This is a genomic window from Actinocrinis sp. (assembly GCF_035605935.1).
Lineage (GTDB): Bacteria > Actinomycetota > Actinomycetes > Streptomycetales > Catenulisporaceae > Actinocrinis.
Genome location: NZ_DATNGK010000226.1, coordinates 1 through 12,916, shown reverse-complemented (window position 1 = coordinate 12,916; position 12,916 = coordinate 1). Strand labels below are relative to the sequence as shown.

Here is a 12,916-nt window from a genome sequence, read left to right as displayed (position 1 = left end):
TCGCGCAGGTCTCGAAGAAGGCCGGCGTGCCGGTCACCGAGATCAGCAACGTGACCATCTGGGGCAACCACTCGGCCACCCAGTACCCGGACCTGTTCAACGCCAAGATCTCCGGCAAGAACGCCGCCGAGTACATCAGCGACCAGCAGTGGCTGGAGAGCTCCTTCATCCCGACCGTGGCCAAGCGCGGGGCCGCGATCATCGAGGCGCGCGGTTCCTCCTCCGCCGCGTCAGCCGCGTCGGCCGCTCTCGACCACGTCTTCACCTGGTTCAACGGCACCGCCGAGGGCGACTGGACCTCGATGGGCGTCGTCTCCGACGGTTCGTACGGGGTGCCGGAGGGCCTGGTCTCCTCGTTCCCGGTGACCACCCGCAACGGTGACTTCGAGATCGTCCAGGGCCTGGAGATCAACGAGTTCTCCCGCGGCCGGATCGACGCCTCGGTCAAGGAGCTGTCCGAGGAGCGCGACGCGGTTCGCGAGCTCGGCCTGATCTGACCATAGGGTTTTCCCTCATCATCGCCGACTGTCCGGGAAATTGAGCAGCCCATCCCGGGCAGTCGGCGCTAGCGTGCCGTCACATGAGCAACATCAACGAGATCGCGGACGGGTACGTCGAGCGCGCGGCGCCGCTCAACCCGCTGGAGGCCACCTACTGCGGCATCCCCGGGTACGACGACCGCATGTCCGACCTGAGCCCCGAAGGCTTTCGGGCGCGGGTGGACCTGGACCGCGAGACGATCGCCGCGTTGAAAGCAGCCAGTGCGAACGACGAGAGCGAGCAGGTCGCCAAGGACGCGATGCTCGAACGGCTCGGACTCGCGGTCGAGTTCTACGACGCCGGCGAGGCCACCAGCGATCTCAATGTGCTGGCAAGTCCGTTGCAGGCGGTGCGCCAGGTCTTCGACCTGATGCCGGTCGAGGGCGAAGAGGCGCAGCGCAATCTCGCGCTGCGGATGGCGGCCGTCCCGGACGCGTACGCGGGCCTGCGGCGCACGCTGCTGGAATCGGCCAAGAACGGGCACGTCGCGGCGCGGCGCCAGGTCATCGAATGCGCGAAGCAGTGTGCTGAGTGGTCGGGCCGTGCGTCCTCGGCGGCCGAGTCAGGGGACGGGACCGGTCCTGAGAGCGCCGGCTTCTATGCCGGGCTGGTCGGCCGCACTGGGGCCGAAGGCGCGCTGCGCGCCGAGCTGGACCGCGCGGCGCAGAAGGCACAGGCCGCGACTTCCGAGTTCGGCGCCTTCCTCGAATCCGAGCTGCTGCCCTACGCCCCCGAGCAGGACGCGGTCGGCCGCGAACGCTACGCGCTCAACTCGCGCTACTTCCTCGGCGCGGCGGTGGATCTCGACGACGCGTACGCCTGGGGCTGGTCCGAGGTCAAGCGACTGGAAGCCGAGATGAACCGGGTCGCCGGGCTCATCGTGCCGGGCGGCACGGTCGACGACGCGGTGGCCGCGCTCGACCACGAGCCCGGCCGCAAGATCGCCGGAAAGGCGGCCTTCCGCGACTGGATGCAGGAGCTGGCCGATCGCACGATCGTCGACTTGCATGGCACGCACTTCGACATCCCCGAGCCCGCCCGGCGGATCGAGTGCATGATCGCGCCGACCAGCGAAGGCGGGATCTACTACACCGCGCCAAGCGAGGACTTCACCCGGCCCGGCCGAATGTGGTGGGCGGTGGCCGACGGCGTCGAGGAGTTCTCCACCTGGCGCGAGGTCACCACCGTGTTCCACGAGGGCGTCCCCGGTCACCACCTGCAGATCGCGCAGGCCGTCTACCAGCGCGAAAAGCTCAACCGCTGGCGCCGGCTGATGTGCTGGGTCTCCGGGCACGGCGAGGGCTGGGCTCTGTATTCCGAGCGGCTGATGGAAGAACTCGGCTACCTGGAGGATCCCGGCGACCTGCTCGGCATGCTCGACGGACAGATGCTGCGCGCCGCCCGGGTCGTCGTCGACCTCGGCGTGCACCTGCAACTGCCGATCCCCGCGGGCACCGGCTGGCACGAGGGCGAGACCTGGGACGCGGAACTGGCCTGGGAGTTCCTGCGCGCGCACGTGCGGGTCGGCGACGAGATGCTGCGCTTCGAGCTCAACCGCTATCTCGGCTGGCCGGGCCAGGCGCCTTCCTACAAGCTGGGCGAGCGGATCTGGCTTCAGGCCCGCGCGGACGCGAAGGCGCGCAAGGGCGCGGCGTTCGACCTCAAGGAGTTCCACAGCCAGGCGCTCGCGCTCGGCAGCCTCGGCCTCGACCCGCTCCAGGCGGCGCTGGCCCGGCTGTAGGTTTTCGCGGCCGCGGGCGCGGCCGCCAAGACGATGGCTTCCACGGTTGTAGCTTTCACGAACGGCCACGGCGCGCCGCGCGACGAGCAGCGAATCAGTGCTCGATGTACGGCGCGCCATTGCCCTGCGCATCCCTCCGACGTAGCGTGACGACAGCTCATGGGGCTGTCGAAAGCGGGTAAGGGAGAACTCTGATGCGTACACGGGGTAAGCGGAATCGCGCGTTCTTGGCCGCGTCGCTGGCCATCGGACTGGGGCTCGCATTGGCGCCCTCGTCCGCCTTGGCGGCGGTGTCGGCGAAGGCGTCCGCGCCGGCAAACGACACCGGCGCATACTCATGCCGCGCGACTGTCACGTATCCGGTCCAGTGGAGCGGCGGGTTCGACTTCCAATTCGTCGTCACCAACACCGGGACCTCGGCCTTCAACAGCTGGGTCATCACGTTCGACGCGCCGTCCGGCGACATCGCCTACACGGTCTGGAACGGCACCGTCGTCCAGTCAGGTCAGCATGTCGTGGTGCGCAACTACGACTCCGGCCCGGTCGCGCCGGGCGCATCGGCGAACAGCGTCGGCGGAGTCGTGGAGGGGCCGGTGCAAGGCGGCTTCACGAACATCACCTGCGCCGCCGGCTTGGTCCCGTTCCAATAGCCATTCCGGCAGCGCCCGTAGGCTAGCGCCGGTCGATCAGCCGGGAGAGCACCAGCACAGACTTGGTCTGCTGTACGAAGGGCGCCATCCGTACCCGCTCCAGAACCGTCTCTAGATGCGCGGTGTCCCGAGTGCGCACGTGCAGCAGCGCGTCCGCCTCGCCGGTAACCGTATACGCCGCGATGATCTCCGGATTTTCGGACATGGCTGCGCGGATGGTGTCCGGCGAGGTGCGGCCGGTGCAGTACAGCTCGACGAAAGCCTCCGTCGTCCAGCCGAGAGCGGCCGGATTGACCAGCGCAGTGAACCCGGTGATCAGGCCTTCGGCGCGCAGCCGATCCACCCGCCGCTTCACCGCGGGTGCGGACAATCCCACCTGTGCGCCGATGTCGGCGTACGCGGAGCGGGCGTCACGCAGCAGGCAGCCGATGATCCGCTCGTCCGTCTCGTCGGTTCGCATTCGGGAATTTTAGAACCCCTGGATAATTCATTGCCGTTTCCGGGAGCTTCCGGGATCTTCGGGGACGGCCCGCACACCAGCAGATCGGTAGACTTTTCCCATGGGCACAAGTACCCAACCCTCGGGCGGCCTGGACCCGGGCGCACATAGACCGGCGTGCGCGCTACCGCACAGCCTCCGGCGCAGCCGCGTCCCGGAGCAAAGCAGGCAGGTGCAGCGCACGCCGTGAACCCGACCGTCGTCTCCTGTCTCGTCGTCCTCGCCCTCATCCTGATCGAGGCGCTGTTCGTGGCCTCCGAGATCGCGCTGGTCTCGCTGCGCGAGGGGCAACTCCAGTCGCTCGCCGCCTCCGGACGGCGCGGCGGCATCGTCGCGCGCCTGGTGCGGGACCCCAACCGGTTCCTGGCCACCGTGCAGATCGGCGTCACGCTCACCGCGCTGCTTTCCTCCGCGTACGGCGCGACGACCCTCTCCGAAAGCGCCAGGCGGGCGCTCGTACGCGCCGGACTGGCTTCGGGCCTGGCCGGCTTCGTCGGCCTGGTCGGCGTGACGATGATCATCTCGTTCATCACGCTCGTGATCGGCGAGCTGGCGCCCAAGCGGCTCGCCCTGCAACGGGTCGAATCCACCGCGAAGGCAGTCGCGCCGTTCCTGCAGGGCATGGCTCGGATCTGCCGGCCGGTGATCTGGCTGCTCTCCGTATGCACCGATGGTGTCGTGCGGCTATTCGGCGGCGACCCGGACATCGGCCGCGAGCAGGTCAGTGAGGCGGAACTGCGCCAGCTCGTCGCCTCCACCGACACGCTCAGCAAAGACGAGCGCCGACTGATCGACGAGGTCTTCGGCGCCGGCGACCGGCAACTGCGCGAAGTGCTGGTTCCGCGCACCGAGGTGATCTTCCTCGACGGAGCGATACCGCTGGAAGAGGCCGCCGCGCTGATAGGGCGCCGGCCACACTCCCGCTATCCGGTGATTGACGGTTCGTCAGACAACATTGTCGGGTTCGTCCACGTGCGCGACCTGCTCGCCCCGGACGCCCGCGACCGCGCCCGGCGGGTGGCCGATCTGACCCGGCCGGTGATATTCCTGCCGGAGACCAAGCACGTGCTCTCGGCGCTCTCCGAGATGCGCCGCGACTCCTTCCACCTGGCCATCGTGCTCGACGAATACGGCGGCACCGCCGGCATCGTGACGCTGGAAGACCTCGTCGAAGAGGTCATCGGCGACATCCGGGACGAGTACGACGTGGCCCGCGCCCGGGTGACCCGGCTGCGCAACGGCGATCTCGAACTCGACGGGCTGATCAACCTCGACGACTTCCAGGACGAGACCGGCGTCGAACTCACCGACGGGCCCTACGAGACGCTGGCCGGGTACATCGTCGCCCGGCTTGGCCGGCTGCCCGCGATCGGTGACCAGGTCGCGTTCGACGGGCTGCGGCTGACGGTGCACGCGCTGGACGGCCGCCGCATCGCCCGCGTCCGGCTGACCCACACCGAGCCCGCATCCGAGCCCGCGTTCGAACCGCCAGCTGAGCCGTTCTCCGAGCCGATGTCAGAGCCGGTGCCCGAATCAGCCGTCGAATCAGCCCCCGCGCGCACCGCCGAGGCGACTCAGGGGGCGCGGAAAGAAGGGTGAGGCATCGGGGCCCGGTCTGCGACAATAGAACACATGTCGTCCGATCACTCGCCTCAGCCGCAGACCACCGCGCAGGCCGCCCGGCCCCGGGTCTTCAGCGGCATCCAGCCCACGTCCGGCTCGTTCCACCTCGGCAACTACCTGGGTGCGGTCCGCAACTGGGTGGCGATGCAGGATGACTACGACGCGCTGTACTGCGTCGTCGATCTGCACGCGATCACGGTCGAGCAGGACCCGGCCGCCCTCCGGCGCAGCAGCCAGGTGGCCGCCGCGCAGCTGCTCGCCGCCGGTCTCGACCCGCAGCGCTGCACCCTGTTCGTGCAGAGCCACGTGCCCGGACACGCGCAACTCGCCTGGGTGATGAACTGCATCACCGGGTTCGGCGAGGCCTCCCGGATGACCCAGTTCAAGGACAAGTCGGCCAGGCACGGCGTCGGCGCGGCCACGGTCGGCCTGTTCACCTATCCGATGCTGATGGCCGCCGACATCCTGCTCTACCAGGCCGATTACGTCCCGGTCGGCGAGGACCAGCGCCAGCACCTGGAGCTGAGCCGCGACTTGGCGCAGCGCTTCAACAGCCGGTACGGCGAGACCTTCGTGGTCCCCAAGCCGTACATCATCAAGGACACCGGCAAGATCCTCGACCTGCAGGATCCGACCGCGAAGATGTCCAAGTCCGCGGAGTCCGAGGCCGGCCTGATCGAGCTGCTGGCCGACCCGAAGGTCAACGCGAAGAAGATCAAGTCCGCGGTCACCGACGCCGAGCGGGAGATCCGCTTCGACGAGGTGAACAAGCCCGGCATCTCGAACCTGCTGCGCATCTACAGCGCGTTGGACGGCCGCACCGTCCAGGACCTGGAGCGCGCGTACGAGGGCCACGGCTACGGCGACCTGAAGAAGGACCTGGCCGAGCTGGTCGTCAGCACCTTCGGCGTGTTCAAGGAGCGTACCGACGCGATCTTGGCCGAGCCGGACAAGCTGGACGCGATCCTGGCGGAGGGCGCGGAGAGGGCGCGCGATCTGGCGGCTGCCACCGTCGCCGCTACCTATGATCACATCGGTTTCCTGCCCGCTGCCCCGGCCGCCTCGCGATCGGCTACTGTGCTGACTCGATGAGTACGATCGGCATACTCCTTGCGATCCCCGAACCGTACGGCGGCGAACTTCGCGCGCGCCGCCGGGCGTACGGGGACCCGCAGGCCGAGATTGTGCCGATGCATGTGACCCTGCTCCCGCCGACCGAAGTCGACCCGGCGGCGGCGGCGCAGATCGAGGGTCATCTCGCCGCGATCGCCGCGCGCGGCCGGCCGTTCTCGATGCGGTTGCGCGGCACCGGCACCTTCCGCCCGGTCTCCCAGGTCGTCTTCCTGCGGGTCGAGCGCGGCCTGCTGGAGTGCATCGAGCTGGAAGCCCAGGTGCGCGCCGGGGTGCTGGAGCGGGGGTTGCAGTTCCCGTACCACCCGCACGTGACGATCGCGCACGATCTTGGCGACGCCGCGCTGGACGTCGCGCAGGCCGATCTGGCCGGCTACGAGGCCGAGTTCGAGATATCCGGGTTCGGTCTCTACGAGCTGCAGCCGGATGGGATGTGGCGCGCGGTGCGCACCTTTCCCTTTCCCTCCGTAGTGCGCGCCGCTGCCTGAGCGCGCCCCCAAGCGCCGCCAGCGGCTCGGCATTAGCCTTGGCGCGTGGCAGTCGGCGGCATCAACACCCGAATCAGAGCGCTCATCTCGGCCCTGCCGATACCGAGGAGAACTCTGCACGTCGGTTCGCGGGCCAAAGCACGCGTCATGCCGTGGATCGACCGCGTCAACCGCACCACCGCCTGGCGGGCCTTCAACCGCTACCGGACCCAGCGCGGCAGCCGCCTGGCCGCGGCGATCACTTACTCGGCCTTCCTCTCCCTCTTCCCGTTGCTGGCGGTCAGCCTCGCGGTCACGGCCGCACTGCTCGGCAACTCAGGGATCGAGCATCTGCGCGACCGCATCCAGGAGAACGTCCCCGGCATCGCGGACAAGCTGCCGCTCGACGGCGTCGTCAGCAACGCGGCCACCATCGGCGTGGTCGGCGGCGTGCTGCTGGTGTGGACCGGCCTGTCCTGGGTGAACGCGGCTCGCGGCTCCCTGCGCACGATCTGGGAGGTCGAGGACATGCCCGGCGGGTTCGCCACCAGGAAGCTGGCGGACCTCGGCTCGCTGATCGGTCTCGGGCTCACCGTGGTGATCTCGCTCACCGCGTCGGCCGCCACCTCCGCCCTTGCCGGCATCGTGTTGCGGGCACTCGGCATCGCGGACACGCCCCCGGCACGGGTGTTCCTTTGGCTGCTCGGGACGTTTGTCGGCCTGGTCGCATCGACGCTCATGTTCGCATTCTTACTCGCGGGCATTCCGCGCCTGCGCGTCCCGCGCACCCTCCTGCTGCGCACCTCTCTCGTCGCGGCCATCCTGTTCGAAGTCACCAAACGGCTGTTGGCCGCGTACCTGGACCGCGTCGCGGGCAAGACGCTGTACGGCGCATTCGGCGTCCCGGTCGCGCTGCTGCTGTGGTTCAACCTCACCTTCCAGGTCTTGCTGTTCCTGTCGGCATGGACCGCCACCCGGACACTGGACCAGCGCGGCGCACAGGCCGACGAGTGACATCCGGCCGTGCGACACCGTGAGACCCTGGACTGTGCCGATCACCGTCGTCGCCTACGACCCACGCTGGCCGTTCCGCTTCGAAGCCGAGCGCGCGGAGCTTGACCGCCTGCTTTCGCCCTGGCTAGTCGGCGGCGTGCACCACATCGGCTCGACGGCGATCCCTGGACTGTCCGCCAAGCCGATCCTCGACATCATGGCGGGCGTCAGCGACCTGTCAGCAGCGCGGGCCGCGATCCCAGTCCTCGAAGCGCACGGCTACCGGCACGCGCCGCATCGCCCGGAAGCGCTCTGGTTCCACAAGCCGCAGCACGATGAACTCGCCGAGCGCACACACCAGCTGCACCTCACCGAACCCGGCAGCGCGCTCTGGCGCGAGCGGCTGACCTTCCGCGACGCGCTGCGCGCGGACAGCGCTCTACGCGACGAATATCAGGCGCTCAAGCTGCGGCTCGCTGGCGCTCACGGAGATGACATCAAGGCCTACACCGCCAACAAGCGGGCCTTTGTCACGCGCGTGCTCGCGATGCACGGTGTCACCCTCGGCTGAGAGATCAGACTGCTGCTACTGCCTCCGCTACGTGAGCTGCGCGAGCCGCGTGGGCGGCGAGCGAGAAGTCCGGGTCGATCTGTGTCGTCACGTCCGTGCCGATCGAGCTATTAGCCCAGCTGTGTGCATTCTTCACGTGGAAGTGATGCGCGAGTTCGGTGTAGCGCGCCCAATCCTTCGGTACCTCGTCGACGCGGCGCTGAAGGTCGGCCAGCAGTGTCCGGTTCTCGGGCTCCAACTGCTCCAGCGACATTGGCTCGCCGCGCTCCTGCGCGCGCACGGCCCGGGAGAACACCAGCCCGCCGATGAGCGCGCTACCCAACTCCCCGCGGAGGAAGGCGAGGTCGCCCGGCTCGGTGATCTTGTTACCGACGGCGTGGACCGCGATGCCGTACTCGTCGGCGTACTGGCGGTACTGGTGATAGACGCTCAGGCTCTTACGGGTCGGTTCGACGACGAGGAAGGTTGCGTCGAAGCGAGTGAACAGCCCGGAGGCGAACGCGTCCGCGCCCGCGGTCATATCCATCACCACGTACTCGCCCGGCCCGTCAACCAGGTGATTGAGATACAGCTCGGCCGCGCCCACCTTGGAGTGGTAGCAGGCGACGCCAAGGTCGGACTCTTCAAAGACCCCGGTCACCATCAGCCGGACCCCCGCGAGGTCTGCCGAGCCGCCGCCGCCGTCTACATCGTTCCCGTCGTCGAATCTGTAGGTACACCACTTATCCAGCGGCGACTCAGACCCGAAGCGCAGCAGACGCGAGCCAGTGCCAGGCGGCGTGGTCTTCACCATCTCGGCGGCGGAACCGATGCGCGGGTTATTGCCGCGCAGGTACTCCTTGAGGTCCCGAGTGAACCGGCTCAGCGGCGGAATGCCGGCCGCGTCGCGCTCGTCGAGACCGAGCGCAGCGCCGAGGTGCTGGTTGATATCCGCGTCGATCGCGAGCACCGGGGCCGAGGCGGCCGCTAGGTGCCGGATGAAGAGCGAGGAAAGGGTGGTCTTACCGCTGCCGCCCTTACCGACGAAGGCGATCCGCATGACGCGCTCCGACCGTGACGTTCCCGAGGTCTTCGGAAATGATTTTCAAATGCAAGAAGGTGGCCTCAGTCTGTCAGCAGCATCGCAGCGCTCGTCAAATCCCGGTCCGCCTAATGGGTGCGCACCCTTGTCCCCTGTGGCGAGCAGATAACGAGATATTCACGCCGGCACCGTCACGGCCGCGATTTCGCGCTGTGCGGCGCTTCTTTCGCGTCGGCTTCGGGCACGGAAGCCGCAGGCAACAAAGCGCTCCTACGTTGCGGTCCCAGGCCCGCATTGTCTCCTCCCAGTAAGGCAGCCTGATGACCGTTTACGACGCGATCGGTGGCGCCCCGTCCGTGCAAGCCGCGGTGGACGACTTCTATGCGCGGCTGCTCGGCGACCCCGCCCTGACCCACTTCTTCGCCGAGGTCGACCTGTCGAAGCTCAAAGCCCATCAGCGTGCGTTTCTCGCGGCGGCGCTCGGCGGCTCGGAGATCTATCAGGGCCGGGACATGGCCGCCGCTCACGCTGGGCTCGCCATCGCCGACGCGGACTTCGACGCGGTGGTGGCGCACCTCGTGGACACGCTTGCCGGGCTCGGCGTTCCGCAGGAGCTGATCGGCGAAATCGGCGGCAAGCTCCTTCCGCTGCGCGCCCAGATCGTGACGGCTCCGGCGGAACAACCGGTTGTCTAACGCCCGCTGGAGGTCACGACGATCAGCGGCGTGGCCGGGTTGGTGGTCTCTGATATCGACGGGCGAAGGAGCGCGGGCGGACGATCTTGATCATTTCGGGGCAGGTAGCCTGGTTGACATGCAACTGTCCCGGCGTGCTTCGTGGCTCTTGATCGCGTTCGCTGCGTGGTCGTGGTTTATCTGGGTGACCTTGATCAAGAACATCTCAGCGGACTCGCGGTCATGGAGCCCGACTCACGCGCCGACAGCCTTCTTTGGCGTTCACGTGGTGTTGGCCGTCATCTCGATCACGTTCGGTTCCGCCATCGGATGGCTCGGCTGGCGTGGACTGCGCGCGTCCAAGGCCGCCGACGTGACGGCGACCGAGACGACTGCTGCGGCTCCGGCCGCCAAGACTCCGGCCCCGGTGCGTGGGTTGCGGGCGCACCGCGCCGCGCACCAGGTCGAACCGGTACGCGGCGAGACGGATGCTACGGATGCGTCTGACCGTCAGACCGTGCGGTAAGTCACTCGCGCTAGATCAAACCCTGCGTGTGATCAAGGCCCGCTTTACCTCGGCGATGGCCTGAGTGATCTGGATACCGCGCGGGCAGGCCTCGGTGCAGTTGAACGTGGTGCGGCAACGCCAGACGCCCTCGCGATCGTTCAAGATCTCCAGGCGCTCGTCGGCGGCGTCATCGCGCGAATCGAAGATGAAGCGGTGCGCGTTGACGATCGCCGCCGGGCCGAAGTACTGGCCGTCCGTCCAGAACACCGGGCAGGACGTCGTGCAGGCCGCGCACAGGATGCACTTGGTCGTGTCGTCGAAACGCTCGCGGTCCTTCTGCGACTGAAGCCGCTCGCGGGTTGGCGAGTTGCCGTGCGCGATCAGGAACGGCTTGATGTCCCGATATGCCTGGAGGAACGGTTCCATGTCCACGACCAGGTCCTTGATCACCGGCAGGCCCTGGATCGGCTCGACCGTGATCGGCTTGGCCCGGCCCGTCTTCTTGTCGATCGTCATCAGGTCCTTGACGAGCGACTTGCAGGCGAGGCGGTTGCGGCCGTTGATGCGCATCGCGTCCGAACCGCAGACGCCGTGCGCGCAGGAGCGGCGGAAGGTCAGCGAACCGTCCTGCTCCCACTTGATCGCGTGCAGCGCGTCGAGGATGCGCCACGTCGGCAGCGCCTGCACCTCGAACTCATCCCAGCGCGACTCCTCGGTGTCCGGGTTATAGCGATGGATCTGCACAGTGAGGGTGAGGAACTGCGGCGCGGCGGCCGCCGGCTCCTGGTCTGCGTTCCCAGCCGACTGCTGCTCGAGGGTTGCGGTGGCCATCAGTACTTACGCTCCATCGGCTGGTACCGGGTGACGTTGACGGGCTTCCAGCCCAGGCGGATCTCGTACGAGCCGTCCGCCCTGGGTTCCCGGTACGCCATCGTGTGCTGCATGTAGTTCTCGTCGTCCCGCTTCTGGTAGTCCTCGCGGGCATGGCCGCCGCGCGACTCCTTGCGGTTTCGCGCGCCCACGACCAGGATCTCGGCCAGGTCGAGCAGGAAGCCCAGTTCCACCGCCTCAAGCAGGTCGGTGTTGAACCGCTTGCCCTTGTCCTGGATCGCGACGTTCTTGTACCGCGCTTGCAGTGCCTTGACGTCCTCGTAGGCCTGCTTAAGCGTCGTGTCGTTGCGGTACACGCCCGCGTTGTTGTCCATCGTGTCCTGCAGTTCCTTGCGAATCTGCGCGACCTTCTCGGTGCCGGTCGCGTTGCGCAGGTTGTCGATGAGTTCGACGACGTACGCGGCCGGGTTGTCCGGTAGCTCCGGGAGTTCGGCGGTCTCGGCGAACTTCGCTGCGGCGATGCCTGCGCGCCGGCCGAACACGTTGATGTCCAGCAGGCTGTTGGTGCCGAGGCGGTTCGCGCCGTGGACGGACACGCACGCGACCTCGCCCGCCGCGTACAGGCCGGGGACGACGGTGTTGTTGTCGCTGAGCACCTCCGCCTCGACGTTGGTCGGGACGCCGCCCATCGCGTAGTGCGCTGTCGGGTAGACCGGGACCAGTTCCGTGGTCGGCTCGACGCCGAGGTATGTGCGCGCGAACTCAGTGATGTCCGGCAGCTTCTCCTCGATCTGCTCGGCCGGAAGGTGTGTCAGGTCGAGGTAGACGTAGTCCTTGTTCGGACCCGCGCCGCGGCCCTCGCGCACTTCGAGCACCATCGAGCGGGCCACGATGTCACGCGGCGCCAGGTCCTTGATCGTCGGCGCGTAGCGCTCCATGAAGCGCTCACCGTCCGCGTTGCGCAGGATGCCGCCCTCGCCGCGGGCTCCCTCGGTCAGCAGGATGCCGAGCCCGGCCAGACCGGTCGGGTGGAACTGGTAGAACTCCATGTCCTCCAGCGGCAGGCCCTTGCGCCAGATGATGCCCATACCGTCGCCGGTGAGCGTGTGGGCGTTGGATGTGGTCTTAAAGACCTTGCCGAAGCCACCGGTCGCGAAGATGACGGCCTTGGCGCGGAAGACGTGGATCTCGCCGGTGGCTAGTTCGTACGCGACGACGCCGGCAGTGGTGCGAACGCCCGGATTTTCGGTGTCACCGTCGTCGGGCTCGGTGAGCAGCAGGTCCAGGACGTAGAACTCGTTGAAGAACTCGATGCCCTCCTTGACGCAGTTCTGATAAAGCGTCTGGAGGATCATGTGACCGGTCCGGTCGGCCGCGTAGCAGGAGCGACGTACCGCAGCCTCACCGTGGTTACGCGTGTGCCCGCCGAAACGGCGCTGGTCGATCCGGCCTTCCGGGGTGCGGGAGAAGGGCAGGCCCATCTTCTCCAGATCGAGTACCGCGTCGATGGCCTCGCGGCACATGATCTCGGCGGCGTCTTGATCAGTGAGGTAGTCGCCGCCCTTGACCGTGTCGAAGGTGTGCCACTCCCAGTTGTCGTCCTCGACGTTGGCCAGAGCCGCGCACATGCCGCCTTGCGCTGCGCCGGTGTGTGACCGGGTCGGGTA

General features: G+C 67.8%; 13 protein-coding genes and 1 pseudogene. 10 read left to right on the top strand and 4 right to left on the bottom strand.

Annotated elements, in window-relative coordinates; genetic code table 11:
* From VN779_RS18265 to VN779_RS18255, 3 genes and pseudogenes are all read left to right on the top strand, one after another.
* Window positions 1–497, top strand: a pseudogene (locus tag VN779_RS18265) (malate dehydrogenase); the annotation flags it as partial.
* Window positions 498–580: 83 nt separating this feature from the next.
* Window positions 581–2,281 (top strand): DUF885 domain-containing protein, encoded by a 1,701-nt coding sequence (locus VN779_RS18260; protein ID WP_325724909.1) that lies wholly within the window; start codon window positions 581–583, stop codon window positions 2,279–2,281.
* Between the two features lie 194 nt (window positions 2,282–2,475).
* On the top strand, window positions 2,476–2,931 hold the full coding sequence (locus VN779_RS18255) for a cellulose binding domain-containing protein (RefSeq protein ID WP_325724907.1): 456 nt from the start codon (window positions 2,476–2,478) through the stop codon (window positions 2,929–2,931).
* Between the two features lie 22 nt (window positions 2,932–2,953).
* Here the strand turns inward: VN779_RS18255 and VN779_RS18250 are convergent, their stop codons facing one another.
* A complete protein-coding gene (locus VN779_RS18250; RefSeq protein ID WP_325724905.1) occupies window positions 2,954–3,391 on the bottom strand; it encodes an Lrp/AsnC family transcriptional regulator in 438 nt (145 codons plus the stop codon).
* Between the two features lie 225 nt (window positions 3,392–3,616).
* On the opposite strand from VN779_RS18250, the gene VN779_RS18245 reads away from it, so the two are divergent.
* Genes VN779_RS18245 through VN779_RS18225 form a run of 5 tightly spaced genes read left to right on the top strand, consistent with a single transcriptional unit; the run spans window position 3,617 to window position 8,215 of the window.
* A complete protein-coding gene (locus tag VN779_RS18245; protein ID WP_325724903.1) occupies window positions 3,617–5,029 on the top strand; it encodes a hemolysin family protein in 1,413 nt (470 codons plus the stop codon).
* A 33-nt stretch (window positions 5,030–5,062) separates the two neighbouring features.
* Window positions 5,063–6,145 carry a tryptophan--tRNA ligase gene (trpS, locus tag VN779_RS18240; protein WP_325724901.1) on the top strand — a complete coding sequence of 361 codons (1,083 nt, stop codon included), beginning with the start codon at window positions 5,063–5,065 and terminating at the stop codon, window positions 6,143–6,145.
* Window positions 6,142–6,672 carry a 2'-5' RNA ligase family protein gene (locus VN779_RS18235; protein WP_325724900.1) on the top strand — a complete coding sequence of 177 codons (531 nt, stop codon included), beginning with the start codon at window positions 6,142–6,144 and terminating at the stop codon, window positions 6,670–6,672. The genes trpS and VN779_RS18235 overlap by 4 nt, the downstream gene beginning before the upstream one ends.
* Before the next feature lie 45 nt (window positions 6,673–6,717).
* Complete coding sequence (locus tag VN779_RS18230; protein ID WP_325724898.1) at window positions 6,718–7,665, top strand: YihY/virulence factor BrkB family protein; 948 nt, start codon at window positions 6,718–6,720, stop codon at window positions 7,663–7,665.
* A 34-nt stretch (window positions 7,666–7,699) separates the two neighbouring features.
* Window positions 7,700–8,215, top strand: coding sequence for a GrpB family protein (locus VN779_RS18225; RefSeq protein WP_325724896.1), 516 nt, complete (start codon window positions 7,700–7,702; stop codon window positions 8,213–8,215).
* 4 nt (window positions 8,216–8,219) lie between these two features.
* Here VN779_RS18225 and VN779_RS18220 read toward each other — a convergent pair whose 3' ends face one another.
* Complete coding sequence (locus VN779_RS18220; RefSeq protein WP_325724894.1) at window positions 8,220–9,254, bottom strand: ATP-binding protein; 1,035 nt, start codon at window positions 9,252–9,254, stop codon at window positions 8,220–8,222.
* Window positions 9,255–9,556: 302 nt separating this feature from the next.
* On the opposite strand from VN779_RS18220, the gene VN779_RS18215 reads away from it, so the two are divergent.
* Both VN779_RS18215 and VN779_RS18210 read left to right on the top strand, forming a co-directional pair.
* Complete coding sequence (locus VN779_RS18215) at window positions 9,557–9,931, top strand: group 1 truncated hemoglobin (RefSeq protein WP_325724892.1); 375 nt, start codon at window positions 9,557–9,559, stop codon at window positions 9,929–9,931.
* Between the two features lie 118 nt (window positions 9,932–10,049).
* The gene (locus VN779_RS18210; protein WP_414639708.1) at window positions 10,050–10,436 is read left to right on the top strand and encodes an SCO4848 family membrane protein; all 387 of its coding nucleotides are present in this window, start codon (window positions 10,050–10,052) and stop codon (window positions 10,434–10,436) included.
* 15 nt (window positions 10,437–10,451) lie between these two features.
* Here VN779_RS18210 and VN779_RS18205 read toward each other — a convergent pair whose 3' ends face one another.
* Window positions 10,452–11,249, bottom strand: coding sequence for a succinate dehydrogenase iron-sulfur subunit (locus VN779_RS18205; protein WP_325724888.1), 798 nt, complete (start codon window positions 11,247–11,249; stop codon window positions 10,452–10,454).
* Window positions 11,249–12,916: succinate dehydrogenase flavoprotein subunit (gene sdhA / locus VN779_RS18200; RefSeq protein WP_325724886.1), on the bottom strand; the 1,668-nt coding region annotated here is incomplete at its 5' end. The genes sdhA and VN779_RS18205, both read right to left, overlap by 1 nt.

Excerpts from the sequence above, each read along its gene's own strand:
- VN779_RS18260 (WP_325724909.1), top strand. The coding sequence starts at position 581 with ATGAGCAACATCAACGAGATCGCGGACGGGTACGTCGAGCGCGCGGCG.
- VN779_RS18255 (WP_325724907.1), top strand. The coding sequence starts at position 2,476 with ATGCGTACACGGGGTAAGCGGAATCGCGCGTTCTTGGCCGCGTCGCTG.
- VN779_RS18250 (WP_325724905.1), bottom strand. The coding sequence starts at position 3,391 with ATGCGAACCGACGAGACGGACGAGCGGATCATCGGCTGCCTGCTGCGT.
- trpS (WP_325724901.1), top strand. The coding sequence starts at position 5,063 with ATGTCGTCCGATCACTCGCCTCAGCCGCAGACCACCGCGCAGGCCGCC.
- VN779_RS18235 (WP_325724900.1), top strand. The coding sequence starts at position 6,142 with ATGAGTACGATCGGCATACTCCTTGCGATCCCCGAACCGTACGGCGGC.
- VN779_RS18220 (WP_325724894.1), bottom strand. The coding sequence starts at position 9,254 with ATGCGGATCGCCTTCGTCGGTAAGGGCGGCAGCGGTAAGACCACCCTT.
- VN779_RS18215 (WP_325724892.1), top strand. The coding sequence starts at position 9,557 with ATGACCGTTTACGACGCGATCGGTGGCGCCCCGTCCGTGCAAGCCGCG.
- VN779_RS18210 (WP_414639708.1), top strand. The coding sequence starts at position 10,050 with ATGCAACTGTCCCGGCGTGCTTCGTGGCTCTTGATCGCGTTCGCTGCG.
- VN779_RS18205 (WP_325724888.1), bottom strand. The coding sequence starts at position 11,249 with ATGGCCACCGCAACCCTCGAGCAGCAGTCGGCTGGGAACGCAGACCAG.